Below are 24,864 nucleotides of genomic sequence, written 5' to 3' on the forward strand. Positions count from 1 at the left end.
TTGCGCACACGAGCAAGCGGCGACCGAGCTTACATGGGTGAGGGCGCTTTGCTTGCGAAGCACTGCTTCGCAAGCGCCCGAACGCACAGCCGCCAGCGGCTGGGCCGGACCCCGGAGGGGGACTTGCAGCGCCCCCCGCAACCGGACCCACCCCGCCTACTCACGGCAAACCTGCTTTTGACCTTGCATCGGCGGTTGCCGTGGTGTCGGCGGGTGCAGGGCGCAGCCCTGCATCGACTCCTCCCCTACTTCTTCAGGAAATTGTCCACCAGCAGATGCTTCACGTCGTCGAAGCGGCCATTCAACACCGCCTTGGCCGCGTACAGCGCCGTGCCGGCGACCTGCTTGGCCTCGATCTGCGGCGGCATCACCAACTCTGCGCGGCTGGTGTGCACGTCCAGCAGTGCCGGGCCGCGCTGGGCCAGGAAATCCTGCACCGCTTCCTCCAGATCCTCACTACGGGTCACCGTGCGGCCGTGGAAGCCGATCACCTCGGCCAGGCGCCCGAAGTCCGGGTTCTTCAGGTCGGTGTAGTTGTCCAGCAGGCCTTCCACCTTCTGCTCCAGCTCGACGAAGTTCAGCGAGCCATTGTTGAACACCACCACCTTGATCGGCAGGTTCTCTTGCACTGCGGTCAGCAGGTCGCCCAACAGCATCGCCAGGCCACCATCGCCGGACAGCGAAATCACCTGCCGGCCGGGGAACGCCTTCTGCAGGCCCAGGGCCTGCGGCATTGCATTGGCCATCGTGCCGTGCAGCAGGCTGGTCAGCGTGCGGCGGCGACCGTTGACGCGGATATGCCGCAGCACCCAGACCATCGGCGAGCCGCCGTCAGCGGTGAACAGCGCATCGTCGCTGGCGTACTTCGACAGCAGCGCGGTCAGATGCTGCGGGTGGATCAGCTCGCCCTCGCCCGGCTGTTCTTCCTGCTCGCGCTTCTTCAGCGCCTTGTCGCGACGTTCGATACATTCGTCCAGGAAACTGCTGTCCTCGCGCGGCGGCAACATCGGCAGCAAGGCATCCAGCGTCGGGGCGATGTCACCGACCACGCCCAGGTTCACCGGGTGGCGGCGGCCGAGGTGGCTGCCATCGCGGTCGACCTGGATGATCGTGGCCTTGTCCGGGTAGAACTGGCCCCAGGCGAAGTCGGCGCCGAGCAGCAGCAGCGTGTCGCACTCCATCAGCGTGTGGAAGCCAGACTCGATGCCGAAGATGCCGGTCATGCCCATGTTGTACGGGTTGTCCGGCTCGACGAAATCCTTGGCGCGCGAAGTATGCGCAACCGGCGCCTGCAGGCGCCGTGCCAGTTCCAGCAGCTGCGCGTGCGCGCCCTGGCAACCGGCACCGGCATAGATGCCGATACGCTTGCCCTGCCCCAGCAGCTCGGCAATGCGCTGCAGTTCGGCGTCGGACGGGCGCAGCACCGGCTGGGCATAGTGCACCGAGAACGGCACATCGTGCTTCACCTCAGCCTGGCTGATGTCGGCCGGCAGGATCACTACCGCCACGCCACGCCGGCTGATCGCCGCCTGGCAGGCCAGGGCCACCACGCGTCGCGCCTGCTCCGGGCTGTGCACCTGCTCGCAGAACACCGTGCAGCTGCCATAGACCGCCTTGAAATCCACTTCCTGCGGGAATTCCATGCCCAGCTCGCTGGTCACCACCTGGCTGGCGATCAGCACCATCGGTGCACGGTTGCGGTTGGTCTCGAACACACCGTTGATGAAGTGCAGGCCACCGGGACCACAGGAGCCCGCACAGGCGGTCAACTCGCCGCTCACCAGCGAATCGGCGCCGGCGGCGAACGCTGCCACTTCTTCATGGCGCACGTGCACCCAAGCGATCTCGCTGCCATGCATCGCATCGGTCACATGGTTGAGCGTATCGCCCACGATACCGTAGCAACGGCGGACACCAGCCTGCTGCAGGGCGTCCACCACGATTTCGGCCACGCGCTTGCTCATCGGATACATCCTCGAACGGGGGAACGTCCGAGGCTAGACCTGATGAAGTGATGCCCCCGTGGGCAAGTTGCCCATTGCCTCGATGTGCAAACTGCGGGTAGACGTCTCGTCAATCGTTGACGTTGATCCAGCCCTCCACCGCGCCGCTTTTCGGGTTGTGATACCGCACCTTCAGCCAACCCTCCTGTTCATCCAGCATCTCCACGCGGTCTCCCTGCACCAGGTAACGCCTGGAGCTGGATGCGCCGGGCCGGTCGAACAGGAACAGCCGCGCGGGTACCACGGTGGCCTGCTGGCCACGCAACGGTCCATCCGGCGGTGCACCCAGGCCATCAGCGATGGCACTTTCCAGCACACGGCCGGCGGCATCGTAGGTGCGCCAGACCGCCAGCGGGCCCTGCTCATCGGTCTGTTCCCACTGCAGCGCGGCGTTCAAGGTATCGCCCAGCATCAGCACGCTCTCAGAGCGGTACAGATGGAGCTTCGCGCCTGCAAACCGGTACTGGTCGGTGTACCACATCGGGCCACTGCGGCAGCTGCTGGTCAGGGTACGGCTCGGACGATCGACCGTCAGCCCCATCAGGTCACCGCAACTGTCCTTGCCGTGGGTGTCGGCCTGCAGCGCGCGGAACCCTGCACTGGCCGGATCGAAGCGGTACACCGTCACCGCTTCGTTGACCATGCCCACCGAGGCGCGCGCGACCAGTTCCGGGTAGCCATCGAAATCGACATCTTCGAGCGACCAGCGCGAATTGCCGTCGGCATCGGCCGCGCCCGCCAGCGTCTGGCGCTTTCCCGACGGCGACAGCTGCACCACGATGCTGCCGTCCTGCTGCGGATCGGCATGCGCCTGCACGTGCGCGGCCACCTGGAACCGCAGCGTTTCGCCGTCGTCGCCACTTGCCTGCGCCGACGGTGCCAGCACTCCCGCCAGCACCAGGCCCAGCACGCATTCCCTGCAATTCATCATTGCTCCCTGCGGCACCGCGGCGGCACCTTCAACTCAGAACGATACCTCGACCGGCTGCCGCGACCACAGCACCGATTGATGCCTGGTCTGCTGCTTCCACGCCAGGCGGATCGCTTCGATGTCGGCGCGGCGCTGCGGGGTGTCCTCGTGCAGCACCACCAGCACCTTGGTGCGCAGACGGTTGGGCGAGGCATCACCGCGGAACAGCCACTGGCCGTAGGCATCGAACACGGTCAGGCCATCCGGGAAGCGCGGGGTTACTTCCTTGTCCAGGAACGTGCGCCACTGCGCCTTGCTGATGGTATCGGCCTGCGGGCGGTTGCCGGCGCCCTGCTCCTCGCCCACGCCGAAGTACAGCTCGCTGCGCACCCAGCCGTGGCCGGCGGACGGGCGTGCAGCATCGCCCTTCAGTTCGGCGGTAGTGGCCGTGGCATAGGCGCTGGGCGCCTGCGAAGAGAGGCTGGCGCAGCCACTGGTGGCCAGCAGCACGGCGAAGACGAGGCCAAGGTGTTTCATCGGTACAGCTCCGGGGAAGGGGGGACAAGGCGAGCCGGCAGCGTACAGCGCCACTGGCCCGGCGTGCTGATGCCAACTGGGCATCAGCTCATGCCGGACCGGCAGGGACTTGCATCGGCACCGGCCATCACGCGAAGATAATATATCGCTTCATCCGGATGGATGTAAGTGAAACTATCTCCCCCCTTCCCCGCCGTCGTTGTTGCTGGAGACCCCATGTCCGCCCGCCTGCCCGCGTCGCCGCTCGGCCTCGCCATCGCCCTCTCGCTTTCCTCCGCCGCCGTCCCGGCCCTGGCCCAGGACGCCACCAACCTGGACACGGTGATCGTCACCGGCACCCGTGCCGCCGACCGCACCGTGCTTGAATCCACCTCGCCGGTGGACGTGCTCACCGCCGAGGACATCCGCAAGGCCGGCGTGGTCAACGGTGAACTGGGCAGCGCGCTGCAGGCGCTGCTGCCGTCGTTCAACTTCCCGCGCCAGTCCAACTCCGGTGGCGCCGACCATGTGCGCGCAGCGCAACTGCGTGGCCTGTCGCCGGACCAGGTGCTGGTGCTGGTCAACGGCAAGCGCCGCCACCACACCGCGCTGGTCAACACCGACAGCAAGATCGGCAAGGGCACCACCCCGGTCGATTTCAATTCGATCCCGGTCAGCGCGATCAAGCGCATCGAAGTGCTGCGCGACGGCGCCGGTGCGCTGTACGGATCGGACGCCGTGGCCGGCGTGATCAACGTGATCCTCGACAACGGCGGCGACGGTGGCGAGATCGAGGCCAGCTACGGTGCCAACCACACCGACCTCCAGCCGATCGGCCGCACCCTCACCGATGGCCAGACCGGCAACATCAGCGCCAAGGTCGGCACCTCGCTGGGCGAAGACGGTGGCTTCCTGCGCGTCGGCCTGGAATACAAGCACCGCAACGGCACCAACCGCGCCGGCTTCGACCAGATTCCGCCGTGGGACCAGACCCCGGGCAACCTGGCACTGCAGGGCAAGCGCAACTACGTCCTGGGCGATGGCAAGAGCAAGGACATCAACCTGTGGCTGAACACCGAGATTCCGGTGGGCCAGACCTCGACGTTCTACGCGTTCGGTACCTTCAACCAGCGCGATACCGAAGGCGCCAACTACTTCCGCTATCCCGATGGCGATGCCAACTGGAAGCAGGTCTATCCGAACGGCTACCGACCGATCTCCGAAGGCGAGAACCGCGACGTACAGGCCGTGGCCGGCGTGCGCGGCCAGTGGGGCGAGTGGAGCTACGACGGCAGCCTGGATTACGGCCAGAACGACTTCACCTACCGCCTGCGTGATTCGCTCAACGCGTCGCTGGGCCCGACCAGCCCGACCCGCTTCAAGACCGCCGACTACGAGTACGCGCAGACCGTGGGCAACCTCGACCTGAGCCGCGTGTTCACCCAGAGCGACAGCATCAGCCACACGCTGGGCCTGGGCGTGGAAGCGCGCCATGAGCGCTACCAGACCCGCCCCGGCGACCCGGCCAGCTATGCGGCGGGCCCGTACACCGACCGCCCGACCGGTTCGCAGGCCGGTGGCGGCCTGACCCCACAGGACGCCGCCACCCTGTCGCGCGACGTGGCCAGCGCCTACGCCAGCCTGTCCAGCCAGTTCGGTGAGAAGTTCTCCACCGATCTGGCCGCGCGCTACGAGCACAACGACGATTTCGGTGGCGAACTGACCGGCAAGCTCGGCCTGCGCTACGAATTCACCCCGGCGTTCGCGTTGCGCGGTGCCATCTCCAACAACTTCCGTGCGCCGTCGCTGGCACAGATCGGCTACGAATCCACTTCCACCGGCTACAACGCTGGCGGCCAGCTGGTGCAGGGCCGCCTGTTGTCGGTCAACAATCCGATCGCACGTGGCCTGGGTGCGCAGAACCTGAAACCGGAAAAGTCGATCAATACCTCGCTGGGCTTCACCAGCCGAATTGGCGAGCACTTCGACCTGTCACTGGACTTCTTCCAGATCGACATCGACGATCGCATCGCGCTGTCGGAGAGCATCACCGGCGATGCACTGACCGACTACGTGGCCGCCAACTACGGCGTCAGCGGCCTGCAGAGCGCCAGCTTCTTCGTCAACGCCGCCGATACCCGCACCCGCGGCGCCGAGCTGGTCACCAACTGGCGCCAGTCGCTGGGCGATGGCCAGCTGCTGCTGACCGGCACCTATGCATATACCAAGACCACGCTGAAGAACGTGCTGGCCACGCCGGCCCAGCTGCAGGCGCTGGACCCGGATTATGTGCTGTTCGGGATTGAAGAGACCAACACGCTGACCGATGCCACACCGCGTACACGTGGCAGTTTCTCGGCTGCCTGGAGCAACGACCACTGGTCGCTGAGCAGCCGGGTGAACCGCTACGGCAGCGCCACCCGCGTGTTCAACTTCGGTGATGGCTACATCCCGCGCCAGACCTACCAGGCCGAGTGGCAGCTGGACGCGGAGGTCGAATACCGCATCACTCCGCGCTGGAGCGTGGCCATCGGCGGCCAGAACCTGACCGACAACTACCCGGATCGATCCAACAGCGATATCCACTACTTCGGCAACCTGCCGTATGACGTGCTGTCGCCGATCGGCAGCAACGGCGCGTACTACTACGGCCGCGTCCGCTATACGTTCTGATCGCATTGGGTGGGTGCGGACCGTTGGTCCGCACGACACGGTAGTGCCGGCTGCTGGCCGGCAACTTCGTGATCCGGGTGCGGATCTGCTTTGGGTGGGTGCGGACCGTTGGTCCGCGCTGTTTGGGCTGGATGCAGGCTGACCTGCCGAGCCGACCAACGGTCGGCACCCACCGAAGCTGATCCGTAGCCTGCCCTCGACCCCACGTACACGCCCACGCTGGCAAGGTGGGCCGCATGGCTGAACCGCTCCCCCTGCGTCCGCCACCGCCATTGCTGGACGACGCCTGTGCGTTGTTCCTCGATGTCGATGGCACCCTGATCGAATTCGCTGCACGCCCGGATGCCGTGCAGCTGCTGCCGGATGTGCGCGACGCCATCGGCCGCATCAGCGACCGCCTGGAAGGTGCCGTGGCACTGGTCAGTGGTCGCCCGCTTGAGCAGCTCGATCAACTGTTCGCTCCCCTGCAACTGCCTGCCGCGGGCCTGCATGGCCATGAATTGCGCGGCGAGGACGGTCGTGTGCTGCGCGAGGAGCACGACGACGACACCGCCGAGTGGCTGCACGCGCTGCACCACCAGGCGATGCGCTTCGCCCATGGCCACCCCGGCGTGCTGGTGGAAGACAAGGGTGTCGGCCTGGCTTTGCACTGGCGCGGCGCGCCGCACGCCGCCAGCGATGTGCGCGCCTTCGCCGACCGCCACGTGCGCGGCCGTTCCAGTTACCGCCTACAACCCGGCGACCACGTGGTCGAGTTCGTCCCAGTTGGCAGCGACAAGGGCCGTGCGGTGCGGAGGATGATGCAGTACCTGCCCTTCCGTGGCCGCCTGCCCGTCTTCCTCGGTGACGACCTCACCGACGAATTCGGCTTCGACGCTGCCAACGGCCAGCATGGCTGGAGCGTGCTGGTGGGCGAACGCGAACCCAGCGTGGCCGTGTTCGCGCTGCCCGACATACGCAGCGTGCACGCCTGGCTGCGTGAGAATGCCTATTGACCCGGCCCCCCCACGGCCGCAACCGAGATGTACCGCGTGATGACCCAACCCGATCTTGATCTGGGCGTGGTCGGCAACGGCAGCTTCGGCGCCCTGGTCGACAGACGTGCCCGCGTTGTCTGGAGCTGCCTGCCCACCTTCGACGGCGACCCCACCTTCTGTGCCCTGCTCGGCCCCAACCAGCAGACCGGTGGTGACTTCGCCATCGAGCTGGAAGACTTCGCCAGCAGCGAGCAGGAGTACCTGACCAATACGGCGATCCTGCGCACCGTCCTGCGCGACACGCACGGCGGCGAACTGGAGATCCTCGACTTCGCGCCCCGCTGGCGCCAGAACGACCGCTTCTACCGGCCGGTCAGCCTGATCCGCCAGGTGCGCCCGCTGGCCGGTAGCCCACGCATCACCGTACGCGCCCGCCCGCTGGCCGATTGGGGCGCGCGCGTGCCGGAGTCCACCTGGGGCAGCAACCATGTGCGCTGGATCCTGCCCGAGCACGTGCTGCGGCTGACCACCGACGTGCCGGTGCGCTTCGTGCGCGACGGCCTGCCGTTCGTGCTCAGCCATCCCGTCCACCTGATCCTGGGCGTGGACGAATCGCTCAACCGCTCGATCAGCGGCTACGTGCAGGAAGCCTTCCAGCGCACCCGCGACTACTGGCGCGAATGGGTGCGCTACCTGTCCATTCCACTGGAATGGCAGGACGCGGTGATCCGCAGTGCGATCACGTTGAAGCTGTGCCAGTACGAGGACAGCGGCGCGATCATCGCGGCGATGACCACCTCCATTCCGGAAGCACCCGGCAGCGTGCGCAACTGGGACTACCGCTACTGCTGGCTGCGTGACGCAGCTTTCGTGGTGCGGGCGCTGAACCGTCTCGGCGCAACGCGCACGATGGAACAGTTCCTCGGCTACATCTTCAACCTGGCCACCACCGACGGCACGCTGCAGCCGCTGTATGGCATCGGCTTTGAAGCCAAGCTGGACGAAGACGAAGTGCCCAGCCTGTCCGGCTACCGCGGCATGGGCCCGGTGCGCCGCGGCAACCTGGCCTGGGTTCAGCGCCAGCACGACGTGTACGGCAGCGTGGTGCTGGCGTCCACGCAGCTGTTCTTCGACCGTCGCCTGCAGGATCCCGGCGACGCGCACACGTTTGCCCGCCTGGAACCCCTGGGCGAACAGGCCTTCGCCCTGCACGACGTCCCCGATGCCGGCCTGTGGGAATTCCGCGGCCGCACCGAAGTGCACACCTACACCAGCGCGATGTGCTGGGCTGCGTGCGACCGCCTGTGCAAGATCGCCGTGCGCCTGAAGCGTGATGACCGCGCACACTATTGGCGCGAGCGCGCCGACACCATCCACGCCCGCATCATGGCCGAATCCTGGAGCGAGGAGCTGGGCCACTTCACCGATACCTTCGGCGGCCATCGCCTGGATGCCTCGCTGCTGCTGCTGGCCGACATCGGCTTCATCGACGCAATGGACGCACGGTTCATTGCCACCGTCGATGCCATCGGCCGCGACCTCAAGCACGGCAATTCGCTGTACCGCTACGTCGCGCCGGATGACTTCGGCGAACCGGAAACCAGCTTCACCATCTGTACGTTCTGGTACATCGATGCGCTGGCGGCGATCGGGCGCATGGATGAAGCACGCGAGATGTTCGAGCTGCTGCTGAAGCAGCGCAACCACCTGGGCCTGCTGTCGGAGGATCTGGCCTTCGACAGCGGCGAGGCCTGGGGCAATTTCCCGCAGACCTATTCGCATGTCGGCCTGATCACCGCCGCGATGCGCCTGTCGCGGTCCTGGCAGGAGGCATCGTGAGTCGTCTGGTCGTGGTATCAAACCGTGTGGCCGTGCCCGGCGAGAACCGCGCAGGCGGCCTGGCGGTCGGCCTGCTGGCCGCCCTGAAGGAGCGCGGCGGCCTGTGGTTCGGCTGGAGCGGCAAGACCGTAAAGGAAGGCAGCGGCACGCTGCACCGGCAGAAGGACGGTGACATCGACTACGTCACCATGGACCTGAGCAAGCGCGAGGTCGATGGCTACTACAACGGCTTTGCCAACCGCACGCTGTGGCCACTGCTGCACTTCCGCCTGGATCTGGTCGACTACGACCGCGGTACCCGCGAGACCTACCACAAGGTCAATGCGCTGTTCGCCGACAAGCTCGCGCCATTGCTGCGCGAGGATGACATCGTCTGGATCCATGACTATCACCTGATCCCGCTCGGCGCACTGCTGCGCGAGCGCGGCATCGGCTGCCGCATTGGCTTCTTCCTGCATATCCCGATGCCGTCGGCCGACCTGCTGCAGGCGATGCCCGATCACCTGCGGTTGTTCTCCGCGCTGTACGCCTACGACCTGGTCGGCTTCCAGACCCAGCGCGATGCCGATCGCTTCCAGACTTACCTGCGCCTGTTCGGCGGCGGGCGCGTGCTCGACAACGGCGAGCTGGAAGCGCCGGGCGGGCGCCGCTTCCGTGCAGCAGCCTTCCCGATCGGCATCGACACCGAGCTGATCGCACGCCAGGCCGGCACAGCCGCCACCAAGACCGCCGTGAAGAATCTTCGCGCCAGCCTGCGCGACCGCCAGCTGGCAATCGGCGTGGATCGCCTGGACTATTCCAAGGGCCTCCCCGAGCGCTTCCTTGGCTTCGAGCGCTACCTGCAGCGCCACCCTGACCAGCGCGGCTCGTTGACCTACCTGCAGATCGCCCCGGTCTCGCGCGGTGATGTCACCGAGTACCGGCAGCTGCGCAGCCAGCTGGAGCAGATCGCTGGCCACATCAACGGCGGCCATGCCGAGCCGGACTGGACGCCGCTGCGGTACGTCAACCAGAACTTCACCCATGCCACGCTCACCGGCTTCTACCGGGCGGCGGCGGTCGGCCTGGTCACGCCGCTGCGCGATGGCATGAACCTGGTGGCCAAGGAATACGTGGCCTCGCAGGACCCGGAGGATCCGGGCGTGCTGGTGCTGTCACTGCTGGCTGGCGCCGCCGACGAACTGAAGCAGGCACTGCTGGTGAACCCGCACGATCTGGACGGCGTGGCCGATGCCATCGCCACCGCAGCGACGATGCCGCTGAGCAGGCGCAAGGAGCGCTGGCACGCGATGATGGAGCACCTGCGCACCTACGACATCAACCACTGGCGCCGCAGCTACCTGGACGCGCTGGAGGGTTGAAGCACGCGTTCCTGTAGAGCCGGGCCATGCTCGACTGCTATTGGCAGGAGAAAAAGCAAGTCGAGCATGGCTCGACTCTACAAAAGACAGGCGATCAATCCAGGAACCGCGCGGCCTGCTCCGGTGCTGGTAGATGGCAGGTGTCATGCCGCCCGAACCAGCGGTAGCGGTTGCGTGCCAGCGCGCGATACGCCGCATCACGCCAGCCACGCGGCACCATCCGCAGCACGCCGGCCAAGCGCCATGCGCCGCCCAGCCCGGCCAGTACGCGCAGGATCGCATCGGTATCGGTCCAGGCACCCTGCGCGTCCAGCAGCAGGAACGACATCGGGTCCTGCGGATCCAGCCCGTGCGCGCGCAGCATCGCGCTGCCCTGTGCGCCCTGCATCGCCGCAAAGCGATAGCGCCCCCTGCGGTCGAAGCGCAGCAGGAAGCGCACCCAGCGGTTGCACAGGGCGCACACGCCGTCGAACACGATCACCGCGCTGCCAGTCTCGGCGGCGCCGTCACTGTGGTTCGAGCCAGCCTTCATAGCGGATCAGGACTCCGGCCCAGGGCAGCGTCACATCGACCAGGAAAGTGTAGCGCTCGCCCTGCCAGGCTTCACGGCAGCGCACACCGCCAAACCAACGCGTCGGCAGCGGCAGCAGCCCGAACGCCCAGACCCGCCGCACCGACCAGTCGATGCCACCCTCGCGGGCCTGCAGATCAAATTCGAAGCGCACCGCGCCCAACTGCTCGCGCAGGCATCCCTCGTACACCCACAGCCGCGACACCATCGGCCAACGGCCAAAACGCCGCGCCCATTGCTCGCCCTGCCCGTGTGCACTGAACGCCACTTCGGTTGGGAGGGCTTCACCGTCGTTTGGCAACCGCGCCAACGCAGCCAGCAGCGGCACCAGCCAGTGCCTCCCCCTCACGATGCGCGCCTGCCCCACATAGCGGCACGGCAACGGCGCGGCATGCAGCGCCTGCACCGGTCCTGCCAGGGTGGCGAAGGCCGGCCCCAGCACACGCGCGAACAGCGGCGGAGTCAGGGCGCGATCCAGGCCAGGGTTGCCATGCGCCCGGTGCGACGGTCGCGCCGGTGCGAATACAGGTCCGGATCGGCCATGGTCGACACTGTGCCGCCATGGACCTGCGCCGGGTCCATGCCCGCCGCCTGCAGGCGCTGGCGGGCCAGCGCGAACAGGTCGACCTTCCAGTGACCGGGGCGCGTCGCCACGAACGCTGCTTCGGCCGCCGGATCGTGACCGACGAAGGCGTGGTAGACCTCCTCGCCGATTTCGTAGTCGGCCGGCCCTGCCGCCGGGCCCAGCCAGGCTCGCAGCTGCGCCGGCGGCGTCTGCATGGCGGCCACCGTGGCTTCCAGCATGCCGTCGGCCAGGCCACGCCAGCCTGCGTGGGCCGCGCCCACCTCGCTGCCGTCTGCGGCGGCAAACACCACCGGCAGGCAGTCGGCGGTCAGGATCGCCAGCACCACGCCCGGCACCGAGGTTACCGCCGCGTCGGCCACCGGCTCGCTCGCGCCGGGCACCGGCGGTGCATCGAATCGCAGCACGGTGCTGCTGTGCACCTGGCGCAGCCAGTGCGGCGCCGACGGCAGCGCCAGCCCCTGTTGCAGCAGCTGGCGGTTGTGCTCCACGTTGGCCGGGGTATCACCATCTGCCGCGTGCCGGTTGCCCAGGTTGAACTGCGCGAACGGCGCCGGCGAGATGCCCGCGCCGTGCCTGCGCGTGGTCAGCGCGTGGACGCCTGCGGGCGCCGGCCAGTCGGCCTGCAGCAACGGCAGCGCGGCGGCCATCACCAGCGGTCCCGCTCGCGTGCGGCGAAGGCTTCGCTGTCTTCGCGCAGCACCTTCATCAGGTGCAGCATGTCCTCCGGCACCGGCGCGGTGTTGCGCACCGGTTCACCGGTGATCGGGTGCATGAACTCCAGGGTCTCGGCGTGCAGGGCCTGGCGCTTGAAGCCGCGCAGCGCGGCCACCAGCTCGTCGCTGGCACCCTTGGGCAGCTTCAGCGCGCCGCCATACAGCGGGTCGCCGATGATCGGATGGCGCACGTGCGCCATGTGCACGCGGATCTGGTGGGTACGGCCGGTTTCCAGGCGGCACTCCAGCGCGGTGTGTGCCCGGAAGCGCTCGCGCAGGCGGTAGTGGGTCACCGCTTCCTTGCCGTCCTCACGCACCGCCATCTTCAGGCGATCGCGCGGGTGGCGGTCGATCGGGGCATCGGCAGTACCACCGGCCACCAGCGCGCCCATCACGATGGCCAGGTACTGGCGGTGCACGTCGCGTGCGGCCAGCTGCTCGACCAGCGCGGTCTGCGCTTCCAGGGTCCTGGCCACCACCATCACGCCGCTGGTGTCCTTGTCCAGGCGGTGCACGATGCCCGCGCGCGGCAGCACCGCCACCGACGGGTCGCGGAACAGCAGGGCGTTGACCAGGGTGCCGCTGTGGTTGCCCGCACCCGGGTGTACCACCAGGCCGACCGGCTTGTTGATCACCAGCAGGTGCTCGTCCTCGAACAGCACGTCCAGCGGAATGTCCTCCGGCTGGGCGTCGGTCTGGGTTTCCAGTACCACGTTGAGGGTCACCACCTCGCCGCCGCGCAGCGGATCGCGCGGGCGCACCTGGGCACCGTCCAGCAGCACCTCCCCGGCCTTGATCCATTCGGTCAGGCGCGAACGCGAGTATTCGGGGAACAGTTCGGCCACGACGGCGTCGAAACGGCGCCCGGCAGCGGTGTCGGGGACGATGGCCTGGCGGGCCGATTCAGAGGGTTGTTCAGACATGGCAGGGGGCATTCTTTGAAATTTTGGGGTCCCGGCGGCCGGTTTCAGTCGCTGGACAGGACACTAGGCTATCATCGACCCTTCGTATTCCAGCCGCGTCCCGCCTCGACCCCATGATCCGACGCTCCGCCATGCTCTCCGCGCCCGTCCGCCTCACCGCCCTGCTGCTGGTGCTGGTCATCGCCGCCACCGGCTGCCATCGCGGCGCCAAGAAGGGTGATCGCCCCGATGAAGGCGTGCCGGTCGAACAGCTGTACGAGAAAAGCCACAAGCTGATGCAGGGCGGCAACTGGAGCGGCGCCGAGGCCAGCTTCCGCCGCCTGGTGGCCCAGTATCCGTACGGTCCGTACACCGAGCAGGCGATGATCGAGACCGCCTACGCCCAGTACAAGGCCGGCAAGCACGATGACGCGGTGTCCAGCATCGACCGCTTCATCCGTACCTACCCGACCCACCGCAACATCGCGTACCTGTACTACCTGCGCGGCCTGGCCAACTCCAACCGCAGTACGGTTTTCCTGCGTCGCGTATGGTCGCTGGATGCCAGCCGCCGCGACCTGTCCACGCCGCACCAGGCGTATTCGGACTTCAACATCGTGGTGGACCGCTATCCGAACAGCCGCTACGCCGCCGATGCGCGCCAGCGCATGCTGGAACTGCGTGACGTGTTCGCCCAGCACGAACTGGACAACGCCCTGTACTACATGCGCCGCGGCGCCTGGGTCTCGGCCGCCGGCCGCGCCAACTACCTGCTGGAAACCTATCCGCAGAGCGCGTTCCAGTACGACGCCGTCGCTGTCCTGGCCGATTCCTACACCCACCTGGGCAACAAGACCCTGGCCGATGATGCGCGCCGCGTCCTGCAGTTGAACCAGCCGGACCACCCGTGGCTGGAAGGCAAGTGGCCGAAGTACCCGTGGATGATCCGCAAGCTGAACCCGTTCGCTGGCGAGAAGTCCGCCAGCACCGGCCAGCGCAACGCGCGACTGGAAAAGAAATAAGAAAAAGGCCCCGCAAGGGGCCTTTTCTTTGTCGGTTATCCACGCCATGCGTGGATGGTTCGTGCGCCCATGGACCACGGCACTAGGAATTCTACGAATCCCCGGCGGATGCGACGCCGGTCCCAATCGGCGCGGGCGAGCCCCTCCACACTGCGGCCCAACGGCCATCCCGGCCGTGAAGGAGCGCCTCATGACCCCACCGCCACGCCATTTCCGTCCCCGCGCCTGCCTCCTCGCCACTGCCCTGCTGGCGCTGTCCTCGGCCTCCCTGGCTGCCGCACCGGCAGCACCGGGCGATCTGCTGTCTGCAGCCCCCTATCGCGCGTCGTGGGTGCCCTCCAAGGCCGCGCACGCCTACAAGCTGTACTACCGTACCCCGGATCATCGCGGCCAGCTGGCCGAAGGCACCGGCCTGCTGTACCTGCCCGCCGGCACGGCGCCGGCAGGCGGCTGGCCGGTCGTGTCCTGGGCGCATGGCACCCAGGGCATCGCCGATCGCTGTGCGCCTTCGGTCTCCGGCCCGTACCAGCCCGCGCGCGACGGGCGCTTCCTCGATCAGTTCCTGGCGCAGGGCTACGCCGTGGTCGCGGCGGATTACCAGGGGTTGGGCAGTCCAGGCAGCCATGCCTATCTGCATGTGCGAACTGCCGCGCGCAACGCCATCGACATGATCAAGGCCAGCCGCCAGTACCTCGGCAACGGGACGCTGTCGCCGCGCTGGGTCTCGGTCGGCCATTCGCAGGGCGGTGCCGCCGCGCTCACGGCGGGCCACATCGCCTCCTCCTATGGTGGACCGTCGTTGCAGTACCGCGGCAGCTTCACCACCGGCACGCCCACCGCAGTCGAACTGACTGCGTTGGTGATGAAGCCGGACAACCGCGCCGCCAATCCGGGCGCGCTCAACGCGTATCACGCGTATCTGCTCGATGGCCTGCTGCAGGCCGCGCCGCAGATCGACCGCGTCCTCAGCGATGAAGGCCGCGCGCGGGTGGCGGTGGCACGCGAGCAGTGCCTGGGCGAGCTGGCCGTCACCCTGGACGGCGCGGACACCGGCAGCATGTTCACTGCACCGCTGACCCACGTGCCGGGCATCTGGGCCGTGCTGTACGACTACCTTGGCGTACCGCGCCGCGGCTTCAGCCAACCGCTGATGCTGGGCCACGGCAGCGAGGACCGCGATGTGCCCTATCTGACCACCCTGCTGTATGCCGCAGGCCTGGCCCTGCGAGGCGAGCCGGTCGCGTTCCGGCGCTATCCGGTCGATCACCGCGGCACGCTGGACGCGGCGGCGGCGGATGGCCTGGCGTTCGTACGTGCGCGGTTTGAGGATGGCCACTTCAGCGACGCTGCGGAAACTGCCGGCATCGAACAGCTGCTCGACGAAGTCCCGTAGATACATGCCACGCGTGGATGATCTTCGACCACCGTGCGGACCAAGGTCCGCACCCACCGGAGAGGGCCGACGGGTTGCCGGCCAGCGGCCGGCACTGCCCACCCACCGTTGCCTCAGCCCCTGTAGCCGTTGCTGATCGGGTAGCGACGCTCGCGACCGAACGCCCGGCGCGACACCTTCGGCCCCGGCGCGGCCTGGTGCCGCTTCCACTCGCTGATGCGTACCAGGCGCAGCACGCGGTCAACCACGGCCGCGTCGTAGCCGGCGGCCACGATCTCCGTGCGCGACTGTTCCTGATCGATGTAGCGGTACAGGATGCCGTCCAGCACGTCATAGGCCGGCAGCGAATCCTGGTCCAGCTGGTTTTCGCGCAGCTCGGCCGATGGCGGGCGGCTGATCACCGCCGGCGGAATCACCGGCGCGCCGCCCACGGTATTGCGCCATTTGGACAGGCCGAACACCTCGGTCTTGTACAGGTCCTTCAACGGCGCATAGCCACCGCACATGTCGCCGTAGATGGTGGCGTAGCCGACGGCGTACTCGCTCTTGTTGCCGGTGGTCAGCAACAGGCCGCCGAACTTGTTGGCCAGTGCCATCAGGATCACCCCGCGGCTGCGCGACTGCAGGTTCTCTTCGGTCACGTCCGGCGCGGTGCCTTCGAACATCGGCGCCAGCGATTCCATCAGGCCCTTGAACGCCGGCTCGATCGAGACCGCTTCCAGCTTTACGCCCAGCGCCTGGCACTGCTCGGCGGCCAGGTCGTTGGACATGCCGGCGGTATAGCGCGACGGCAGGCGCACGGCGGTAACGTTCTCAGCGCCGAGCGCGTCGACCGCCAGCGCCAGTACCAGCGCCGAATCAATGCCACCGGACAGCCCCAGCCACACCTTCTTGAAGCCGTTCTTGCGGCAGTAGTCCTGGATGCCACGGGTCACGGCACGCCAGGCCAGCGCGTCCATGCTCTCGTCGCCATCGTCCATCCACACGTGCGGCATGAAGCGGCGGGTCTCACCGTCGTACTCCACCACCAGCCACTGGTCGACGAAGGCAGCGGCAGCCGGGTGTACCGTGCCGTCACCATCGGCCACCACCGACGCGCCGTCGAACACCAGCGCATCCTGGCCACCGACCACGTTGAGATAGGCGATGGCCGCCCCGCTCTCGCGGGTGCGTGCGGCCAGCACCGCGTCGCGCTGGGCGTGCTTGCCCCGCTCGTACGGCGAGGCATTGGGCACTACCACCAGTTGCGCCCCCGCGCGCACGGTGTCGGCCAGCGGCTCGGCGAACCAAAGGTCTTCGCAGATCAGCAAACCCACCGGAATGCCATTGACCTCGAACACACAGCTCCCGCCGTCCGGATCGACATCGAAGTAGCGACGCTCGTCGAACACCGCGTAGTTGGGCAGCTCGCGCTTGCGGTAGGTCTGCTCCAGCAGGCCATCGCGCAGCACGCTGGCGGCGTTGTAGACCACCGCACCAGCCGCCTGCGGCCAGCCGACCACGGCGGTGATGCCACGGCAGGCAGCAGCGATACGGCCCATCGCCTGCTCGCATTCGTACAGGAAGCCGGGACGCAGCAGCAGGTCCTCCGGCGGATAACCGCTCACTGCCAGCTCGGGGAACATCACCAGCTCGGCGCCATACTCGTCGCGCGCCTGTCCGATCATCTCGATGATGCGCTCGGTGTTGCCGGCGACATCGCCGACCGGAAAATCGAATTGCGCCATCGCGATGCGGATCGAAGCCATGGGAATCCAGCCTGTGGTTGCAATGCGCCCATTGTAGCGCCGCGTCGTGCGCGCGCCGGGGGCGTTCACTGCGTGGACAGCCCCGGCTCAGTAGATCCACGCCATGCGTGGATGGGGTTACCCGAATCGTCAGGGCGCCAGACGCAGAAAGGCCGCCCGGAGGCGGCCTTTCTGTTTAGCAGCAGCCGGTGGGAAGAGCAGTCGACTAACAGTCGACTCTACAATCCCCCGCCCAGCGGTCTTACTTGACCAGCTTGGCGATGGCAGCGCCCAGGTCGCCCGGCGAACGGACGGTGACGACGCCAGCAGCTTCCATGGCGGCGAACTTGCCTTCGGCAGTGCCCTTGCCGCCCGAGGCGATCGCACCGGCGTGGCCCATGCGCTTGCCGGCCGGAGCCGACGCACCGGCGATGAAACCGACGACCGGCTTCTTCACGTGGTTCTTGATGTACTCGGCACCGGCTTCCTCGGCGTCACCGCCGATTTCGCCGACCATGATGATGCCTTCGGTCTGCGGGTCTTCGTTGAACAGCTTCAGGCAGTCGACGAAGTTCAGGCCATTGATCGGGTCGCCACCGATGCCGATGCAGGTGGACTGGCCCAGACCGACTTCGGTGGTCTGCTTGACCGCTTCATAGGTCAGGGTGCCCGAACGCGACACGATGCCGATCTTGCCCGGCTTGTGGATGTGGCCCGGCATGATGCCGATCTTGCACTCACCCGGGGTGATGACACCCGGGCAGTTCGGACCGATCAGGACGGTGTCCGGGTAGGAACGGGTCAGCACGTTCTTGACGCGCAGCATGTCCAGCACCGGGATGCCTTCGGTGATGCAGACGATGACCTTGATGCCGGCAGCAGCGGCTTCCAGGATCGCATCGGCCGCGAACGGCGGCGGCACGTAGATGACCGACGCGTTGGCGCCGGTGCTCTGCACGGCGTCGGCAACGGTGTTGAAGACCGGCAGGTCGATGTGGGTGGTGCCACCCTTGCCCGGGGTCACGCCGCCAACAACCTGGGTGCCGTACTCGATCATCTGAGTGGCGTGGAAGGTGCCCTGCTGGCCGGTGAAGCCCTGCACGATCACCTTGGTGTTCTTGTTAATCAAAACAGACATGGGAATTTCCTTCGGTGTCGTGGATCAGGCGGCGTTCTTGACCGCTTCAACGACCTTCTTGGCGCCGTCGTTGATGTTGTCAGCCGGGATGATGGCCATGCCGCTGTCACGCAGCAGCTGCTTGCCTTCTTCCACGTTGGTGCCTTCCAGGCGCACCACGACCGGAACCTTGACGCCCACTTCCTTCACGGCGGCGATGATGCCTTCGGCAATCATGTCGCAGCGGACGATGCCGCCGAAGATGTTGACGAAGATGCCTTCAACCTTGTCCGAGGACAGGATCAGCTTGAACGCTTCGATGACGCGCTGCTTGTTGGCACCGCCGCCTACGTCCAGGAAGTTCGCCGGCTCGCCGCCGTTGAGCTTGATGACGTCCATGGTGGCCATGGCCAGGCCGGCACCGTTCACCATGCAGCCGATGTTGCCGTCCATGGTGACGTAGTTGATGTCCAGCTCCGAAGCGGTCACTTCGGTTTCATCTTCCTGGGACTTGTCGCGCATCGCGACCAGTTCCTTGTGGCGGAAGTTGGCGTTGTCGTCGCTGTTGAACTTGCCGTCCAGCGCGTACAGGTTGCCATCGTCCAGGATGGCCAGCGGGTTGATCTCAACCAGCGCCAGGTCCTTTTCGTTGAAGATGCGGTACAGGTTCACCATGATGTTGGCGAACTGGCCGGCCTGCTTGGCGGTCAGGCCCATCTTGAAGCCGATGTCACGGCCGTGGTAACCCTGCACGCCCTCGACGAAGTCCACGTTCAGGGTGTGGATCTTGTCCGGGGTCTCGGCAGCGACCTGCTCGATTTCCATGCCGCCTTCGGAAGAGGCGATGTAGCTGATGGTGCGGGTGCCGCGATCCACCAGGACCGACAGGTACAGCTCCTTGACGATCTCACCGGCGGTGGTCACCAGCACCAGGTTGATCGGCAGCTCGACGCCGGCGGTCTGGTAGGTGGCCATCTTGGTGCCGAGCATCTTGGCCGCTGCGGCCTTCACATCATCGACGGTCTTGCAGAACTTGACGCCGCCAGCCTTGCCGCGGCCGCCAGCGTGGATCTGCGCCTTGACCATCCAGGGGCCCTGGCCCAGCGACTGGGCGACTTCAACCGCCTCGTCCGGGGTCGCCGCGACCTTGCCGGCCGGGACCGGGATGCCGTATTCGGCAAGCAGTTGTTTTGCCTGGTATTCGTGGAAATTCATGCGTCACCGTGGGAATAGGAACGACCGCACGCAATTCCTCAGGGCCCCTGGAAGAGGCACCGGCACGGACCGCGGCGGGCCCACTATTGTGGCCGAGCCGGCGCCGGGGCGCAAAGAAGTCTGTACAAAACGCCAGACGCGGGCGGATTTTCGCGGTCATTCAGGCAGTTGCGCCCGCCCTGGCGCTGGCCACCGGTCTCCGCGGCGGGCCAAATGCGCGATGCGGGGCGGTCCCGCGGCGCCAGCGCAGGGGCCCTATACTGGCCCTCTCGAGCACGCTCGACACTACATCGACGCGACGTGCCCGCCCGGCCTCAGGGGATGCCAGGCAGGCCCGCCGCAGATTCCAGACCCAGGCAGCCAGAAGGGGAGTTCCGGCGTGTCACCCAGTGCTTCATTGATCGACCGCATCGAATCGATTCCGCGGCGTGAGCTGTACTTCTTCGCGCTGTACCGGGTGCTGATCGCCGCAGTCATCGCCGGCCTGCTCTACAGCCCCCTGTCCGGCATGGTCGGCGAGGCCCACCACCCGCGCCTGGCCGATACCGTTGCGGCCATCTATCTGGTGCTGTCGCTGCTGGCCCTGGCGATCGGCCGCAACGAACGCTGGCTGCGCCCCATCGTGGTCACCAGCGTGCTGGTGGATATCATCGCCGCCACCCTGCTGGCGCACGCCCTGCCCGGCGCCAGCGCCGGCATCTCGATGTCGCTGCTGTTCAACATCGCCGCGGCCGCCACCCTGCTGCCGCTGAGCTGGGGGCTGGGCCTGGCAGTCGCGGCCAGCCTGGCCACCGGTACCGAATACCTGTGGAAAGTGCTGGAAGGCGGCGATCCCACCCGCACGCTGGCCGAGCTGGCCATGTTCGCCACCAGCTACCTGGCGCTGGCCTTCATCAGCTACCAGGTGGGCAGCCGCGCACGCCGCAACCAGCAGCTGGCCAACCAGCGCGGCGACGAAGTAGCCAACCTGTTCCAGATCAACGAACTGATCATCCGCCGCATGCGCACTGGCGTGCTGGTGGTAGACGCCGACAACCGCATCACCCTGGCCAATGAAGCGGCCTCGATGCTGCTCGGTGACAATGACGGCATCGGTGAGACAGGACGCCTGGATCTGGCCAGTGCCGCGCCGGAACTGGCGCGCCGCCTGCAGCGCTGGCGCAACGGCTGGGCGCAGGACGAACTGCCGCTGCAGCTCAACCCCGACCAGCCGGAAGTGCAACCGCGCTTCGCCCGCCTGCTGGCCGGCAGCGAGCTGGCCCTGGTGTTCCTGGACGATTCCAGCGTGGTCTCGCGGCGCGCCGAATCGCTCACCCTGTCGGCGATGGGCCGCTTCTCGGCCAGCCTCGCCCATGAAATCCGCAACCCACTGGCGGCGATCAACTATGCCGTGCAGCTGCTGGAAGAAGGCACCGGCTTCAACGAAAGCGACCGCCGCCTGCTGCAGATCATCCGCCAGCAATGCCAGCGCACCAATGGCATCGTCGAAAGCGTGCTGGGGCTGGCACGGCGCGAACGCGCCACGCCCGAGAACGTCGATCTGGTCGCCTTCGTGCGCCGCTTCGTGCTGGAGTACAAGCAGGGCCAGACGCTGGAAACCGACAGCATCGAACCGATCATCAGCGATACGGCGGTGATGGCGCAGGTCGATACCAAGCACCTGTACCAGGTGCTCACCGTACTGGTGCACAACGCATTGAAGTACGGCCGTATCGGCCAGCAGCCGGCCCGGGTGCGCCTGCGCGTGGCCCAGCACGAGCGCAGCGCGGTGATCGACGTGATGGACCGTGGCCCGGGCATTCCCGAGAGCGTGGCCGCACAGCTGTTCCGTCCGTTCTTCACCACCTCCGAGCACGGCACCGGGCTGGGCCTGTACATCGCCCGCGAGTTGTGCCGGGCCAACCAGGCACGCCTGGACTACATTCCCGTGCCCGCCGGCGGCTCCTGCTTCCGTTTGGTGCTGCCCGGCCCCCACACGCTGCTGCCCACCTGATTGCAGATCTGTGCGTCAAACATTTGTCGCTTCCAGCCCCCTCGTTTATCTTTCACGCCCATGAACGAAACCCGCAGCGCCCTCGTCGTCGACGATGAACGCGACATCCGCGAACTGCTGGTACTGACCCTTGGCCGCATGGGCCTGCGCATCAGTACCGCCGCCAACCTGGCCGAAGCACGCGAGCTGCTGGCCAGCAATCCGTACGATCTGTGCATCACCGACATGCGCCTTCCGGATGGCAACGGTATCGAGCTGGTCAGCGAGATCGCCCAGCACTACCCGCGCACGCCGGTGGCGATGATCACCGCGTTCGGCAGCATGGACCTGGCCGTGGAAGCGCTGAAGGCCGGTGCCTTCGACTTCGTCAGCAAGCCGGTGGACATCTCGGTACTGCGTGGCCTGGTCAAGCACGCGCTGGAACTCAACAACAGCGAACGCCCTGCGCCCGGCCCCGCCACCGAACAGGCAGCACGCCTGCTCGGCGCTTCGCCGGCCATGGACGTACTGCGCACCACCATCAGCAAGGTCGCGCGCAGCCAGGCGCCGGTCTACATCCTCGGTGAATCCGGAGTTGGCAAGGAACTGGTTGCTCGCACCATCCACGCCCAGGGCGCGCGCGCGGCCGGGCCGTTCGTGCCGGTCAACTGCGGCGCCATTCCCGGCGAGCTGATGGAAAGCGAATTCTTCGGTCACCGCAAAGGCAGCTTCAGCGGCGCCCATGCCGACAAGCCCGGCCTGTTCCAGGCCGCGCACGGCGGCACCCTGTTCCTGGACGAAGTAGCCGAGCTGCCGCTGCAGATGCAGGTGAAACTGCTGCGCGCCATCCAGGAAAAGTCGGTGCGCGCGGTCGGTGCGGCCAACGAAGAGCCGGTGGACGTACGCATTCTCTCGGCCACCCACAAGGACCTGGCCGAGCTGGTCGAGGACGGGCGCTTCCGCCACGATCTGTACTACCGCATCAACGTGATCGAGTTGAAGGTGCCGCCACTGCGCGAGCGCCGCCAGGACCTGCCGGAACTGGCCGCTGCCGTGCTGGCGCGGCTGGCCCGCAGCCACGGCCGCGCCACCCCGCTGCTGGCGCCGTCGGCGCTGGAGGCGCTGGCCCACTATGCGTTCCCGGGCAATGTGCGCGAGCTGGAGAACATTCTGGAACGTGCGCTGGCACTGGCCGAAGAAGACCGCATCGGTGCCGACGACCTGCGCCTGCCGCAGCACGCCCCACGTGCGCCTGGCGGCGCGGCTCCCGCCGAAGCCGTGGCCGACCTGCAGCCGGGCGGTGCCGCCCTGCCCTCCTATATCGAACAGCTGGAGCGCAGCGCCATCCAGCGCGCACTGGAAGAGAACCGCTGGAACAAGACCCGCACGGCCGCGCAGTTGGGGATTACCTTCCGCGCGCTGCGCTACAAGCTGAAGAAGCTGGGGATGGAGTAGAGCCGAGCCCATGCCCGGCTGCGCGGTGGTCGGGACCGCGCCATCCACGCATGGCGTGGAACTACTATGGGATCCGTGGCCGATCATCCACGCATGGCGTGGATCTACTGTAGAGCCGAGCCCACGCTCGGCTGCTCTTCGGTACCTCAGCCGAGCATGGGCTCGGTTCTACCTCAGTCCTTGGTAACGCGATTGATCTCCGCCAGGCTGGTGATCCCGGCCGCGGCTTTCATCAACGCAGACTGCCGCAGGTCGTTCACCCCGATCTGCTGCGCCGCCTCTGCAATCTGCAGTGCATTGCCACCGGCCAGCACGATGGTGGCGATCTCATCGGTCATCGGCATCACCTGATAGATACCCGTTCGGCCCTTGTAGCCCTCGGTACACTCATCGCAGCCCACCGCCTCATACAACTGGATGCCCGCATCCAGCTGCGCCTGGGTGAAGCCCTCGGCCAGCAGTGCGTGCTCCGGCAGGTTCGCCGGGCGCTTGCAGTTCGGGCACAACCGGCGTGCCAGGCGCTGCGCGATCACCAGTGTCACCGAGCTGGTGATGTTGTACGGCGCGATGCCCATGTTCATCAGGCGCGCGATGGTCTGCGGCGCATCGTTGGTATGCAGCGTGGACAGCACCATGTGACCGGTCTGCGCCGCCTTGATCGCAATCTCGGCCGTCTCCAGGTCGCGGATTTCGCCGACCATGATGATGTCCGGATCCTGTCGCAGGAACGAGCGCAGCGCCGCAGCGAAGGTCATGCCACGCTTGTTGTTCTGCTGCACCTGGTTGACGCCGGGCAGGCGGATTTCCACCGGGTCTTCGGCGGTGGAAATGTTGCGCGTCTCGTCGTTGAGGATGCCCAGCGCGGTATACAGCGAAACGGTCTTGCCCGAACCGGTCGGGCCGGTCACCAGCACCATCCCGTAAGGCTTGTGGATCGCATCCAGGAACAGCTTCTGCTGGTCCGGCTCGTAGCCCAGTTTGTCGATGCCCAGCTTGGCCGCGCTGCCATCCAGGATACGCAGCACCACCTTTTCACCGAACAGGGTCGGCAGCGTGCTGACGCGGAAGTCGATCTGCTTGGTCTTGGACAGGTTGAGCTTGATGCGCCCGTCCTGCGGCACGCGCTTTTCGGCGATGTCCAGCTGCGCCATCACCTTCAGGCGCGCGGCAATGCGCTGGTTCAACTTAACCGGCGCGCGGGCGACCATCTTCAACAGCCCGTCGATGCGCAGGCGCACGCGGTAATCGTCTTCGTAGGGCTCGAAGTGGATGTCCGAGGCCCCCTTGCGGATCGCATCGACCAGTACCTTGTTGACGAACTTCACTACCGGGGTGTCGTCGCCCTTGGCATCGATGCCGGAGTCAGTGCCCGCACCATCGTCGTCGCCCAAGCCGACATCGAGGTTGGCCATGCCCTCGTCGTCGCCGCCCAGCGCGTCGCCGATGGTGTCATGGCTGGCGTGCCACTGTTCCAGCGTGCGGCGGATCTGGTCCTCATCGACCAGGATCGGCTCCACCACCAGGTTGGTATGGAACTTGATCTCGTCCAGCGCATGGGTCGGATTGCTGGTACCCACGAACAGCTTGCCGCCGCGTTTGAACAGCGGCAGCACGTTGTGCTTGCGCAGCAGCTCCTCGCTGACCAGGCTCATGGCGTTCTGGCTGGCGTCGAACGTGGACACGTCGAACAGCGGCATGCCGAACTCGACCGCGTTGGCGGCGGCGAGCTGAGAGGCACTGACCAGCTTGTTCTGCGCGAACCAGGTAGGCAGCGGCTGGCGGGCGGCCGTGGCCTTGGCCATGGCGTCGCGGGCGGAGGCCTCGTCCAGGGCGCCGTCTTGGACCAGGCGGCGGGCCAGGCCGGTGATGCCGACGAGGTTGGCGGTGATAGCGGTATTCATAGTGCCCTCTT

At 66.9% G+C, this 24,864-nt stretch carries 19 protein-coding genes; 8 read left to right on the forward strand and 11 right to left on the reverse strand.

Going from position 1 to position 24,864, the window contains the following annotated elements:
• Positions 1-245: 245 nt before the first annotated feature.
• From BN1263_RS13900 to BN1263_RS13910, 3 genes are all read right to left on the reverse strand, one after another.
• The gene (locus tag BN1263_RS13900) at positions 246-1,964 is read right to left on the reverse strand and encodes a thiamine pyrophosphate-dependent enzyme (RefSeq protein ID WP_058981918.1); all 1,719 of its coding nucleotides are present in this window, start codon (positions 1,962-1,964) and stop codon (positions 246-248) included.
• Positions 1,965-2,073: 109 nt separating this feature from the next.
• A complete protein-coding gene (locus BN1263_RS13905) occupies positions 2,074-2,931 on the reverse strand; it encodes an SH3 domain-containing protein (protein WP_058982187.1) in 858 nt (285 codons plus the stop codon).
• A gap of 36 nt (positions 2,932-2,967) precedes the next feature.
• On the reverse strand, positions 2,968-3,450 hold the full coding sequence (locus BN1263_RS13910; protein WP_058981920.1) for a DUF3574 domain-containing protein: 483 nt from the start codon (positions 3,448-3,450) through the stop codon (positions 2,968-2,970).
• Positions 3,451-3,666: 216 nt separating this feature from the next.
• Between BN1263_RS13910 and BN1263_RS13915 the strand changes: the two genes are divergently transcribed.
• From BN1263_RS13915 to otsA, 4 genes are all read left to right on the forward strand, one after another.
• Positions 3,667-6,102, forward strand: a complete 2,436-nt coding sequence (locus BN1263_RS13915) for a TonB-dependent receptor plug domain-containing protein (RefSeq protein ID WP_058981921.1) — start codon at positions 3,667-3,669, stop codon at positions 6,100-6,102.
• A gap of 236 nt (positions 6,103-6,338) precedes the next feature.
• Complete coding sequence (gene otsB / locus BN1263_RS13920; protein ID WP_058981923.1) at positions 6,339-7,097, forward strand: trehalose-phosphatase; 759 nt, start codon at positions 6,339-6,341, stop codon at positions 7,095-7,097.
• 39 nt (positions 7,098-7,136) lie between these two features.
• Complete coding sequence (locus BN1263_RS13925; RefSeq protein WP_058982190.1) at positions 7,137-8,918, forward strand: glycoside hydrolase family 15 protein; 1,782 nt, start codon at positions 7,137-7,139, stop codon at positions 8,916-8,918.
• Complete coding sequence (gene otsA, locus BN1263_RS13930; RefSeq protein ID WP_058981924.1) at positions 8,915-10,279, forward strand: alpha,alpha-trehalose-phosphate synthase (UDP-forming); 1,365 nt, start codon at positions 8,915-8,917, stop codon at positions 10,277-10,279. Before BN1263_RS13925 ends, otsA begins: the two co-directional genes overlap by 4 nt.
• A gap of 94 nt (positions 10,280-10,373) precedes the next feature.
• On the opposite strand, the gene BN1263_RS13935 is transcribed toward otsA, so the two are convergent.
• Genes BN1263_RS13935 through rluD form a run of 4 tightly spaced genes read right to left on the reverse strand, consistent with a single transcriptional unit; the run spans position 10,374 to position 13,072 of the window.
• Complete coding sequence (locus tag BN1263_RS13935) at positions 10,374-10,811, reverse strand: thiol-disulfide oxidoreductase DCC family protein (protein WP_058981926.1); 438 nt, start codon at positions 10,809-10,811, stop codon at positions 10,374-10,376.
• Positions 10,786-11,292, reverse strand: a complete 507-nt coding sequence (locus BN1263_RS13940; RefSeq protein ID WP_058981927.1) for a DUF4166 domain-containing protein — start codon at positions 11,290-11,292, stop codon at positions 10,786-10,788. The genes BN1263_RS13935 and BN1263_RS13940 overlap by 26 nt, the downstream gene beginning before the upstream one ends.
• 20 nt (positions 11,293-11,312) lie before the next feature.
• The gene (gene pgeF, locus BN1263_RS13945) at positions 11,313-12,083 is read right to left on the reverse strand and encodes a peptidoglycan editing factor PgeF (protein ID WP_058981929.1); all 771 of its coding nucleotides are present in this window, start codon (positions 12,081-12,083) and stop codon (positions 11,313-11,315) included.
• Positions 12,083-13,072 carry a 23S rRNA pseudouridine(1911/1915/1917) synthase RluD gene (gene rluD / locus BN1263_RS13950; RefSeq protein ID WP_021204201.1) on the reverse strand — a complete coding sequence of 330 codons (990 nt, stop codon included), beginning with the start codon at positions 13,070-13,072 and terminating at the stop codon, positions 12,083-12,085. Before rluD ends, pgeF begins: the two co-directional genes overlap by 1 nt.
• Before the next feature lie 113 nt (positions 13,073-13,185).
• Between rluD and bamD the strand changes: the two genes are divergently transcribed.
• A complete protein-coding gene (gene bamD / locus BN1263_RS13955; protein ID WP_026347042.1) occupies positions 13,186-14,073 on the forward strand; it encodes an outer membrane protein assembly factor BamD in 888 nt (295 codons plus the stop codon).
• 190 nt (positions 14,074-14,263) lie between these two features.
• Positions 14,264-15,466 (forward strand): lipase family protein, encoded by a 1,203-nt coding sequence (locus BN1263_RS13960; RefSeq protein WP_058981931.1) that lies wholly within the window; start codon positions 14,264-14,266, stop codon positions 15,464-15,466.
• Positions 15,467-15,579: 113 nt separating this feature from the next.
• Here BN1263_RS13960 and BN1263_RS13965 read toward each other — a convergent pair whose 3' ends face one another.
• From BN1263_RS13965 to sucC, 3 genes are all read right to left on the reverse strand, one after another.
• Entirely contained in the window at positions 15,580-17,214 is a 1,635-nt protein-coding gene (locus BN1263_RS13965; protein ID WP_058981933.1) for an NAD+ synthase, read from the reverse strand.
• A 241-nt stretch (positions 17,215-17,455) separates the two neighbouring features.
• Positions 17,456-18,331, reverse strand: a complete 876-nt coding sequence (sucD, locus tag BN1263_RS13970; protein WP_005418610.1) for a succinate--CoA ligase subunit alpha — start codon at positions 18,329-18,331, stop codon at positions 17,456-17,458.
• Between the two features lie 24 nt (positions 18,332-18,355).
• On the reverse strand, positions 18,356-19,525 hold the full coding sequence (sucC, locus tag BN1263_RS13975; protein WP_005418614.1) for an ADP-forming succinate--CoA ligase subunit beta: 1,170 nt from the start codon (positions 19,523-19,525) through the stop codon (positions 18,356-18,358).
• 379 nt (positions 19,526-19,904) lie between these two features.
• Between sucC and BN1263_RS13980 the strand changes: the two genes are divergently transcribed.
• Complete coding sequence (locus BN1263_RS13980) at positions 19,905-21,518, forward strand: sensor histidine kinase (RefSeq protein WP_019660167.1); 1,614 nt, start codon at positions 19,905-19,907, stop codon at positions 21,516-21,518.
• Between the two features lie 60 nt (positions 21,519-21,578).
• Positions 21,579-22,952 carry a sigma-54-dependent transcriptional regulator gene (locus BN1263_RS13985; protein WP_058981936.1) on the forward strand — a complete coding sequence of 458 codons (1,374 nt, stop codon included), beginning with the start codon at positions 21,579-21,581 and terminating at the stop codon, positions 22,950-22,952.
• A 173-nt stretch (positions 22,953-23,125) separates the two neighbouring features.
• Here the strand turns inward: BN1263_RS13985 and pilB are convergent, their stop codons facing one another.
• Positions 23,126-24,853 carry a type IV-A pilus assembly ATPase PilB gene (gene pilB / locus BN1263_RS13990; protein WP_058981938.1) on the reverse strand — a complete coding sequence of 576 codons (1,728 nt, stop codon included), beginning with the start codon at positions 24,851-24,853 and terminating at the stop codon, positions 23,126-23,128.
• Positions 24,854-24,864: the final 11 nt, after the last annotated feature.

This window comes from Stenotrophomonas thermophila (assembly GCF_001499715.1).
Lineage (GTDB): Bacteria > Pseudomonadota > Gammaproteobacteria > Xanthomonadales > Xanthomonadaceae > Stenotrophomonas > Stenotrophomonas hibiscicola.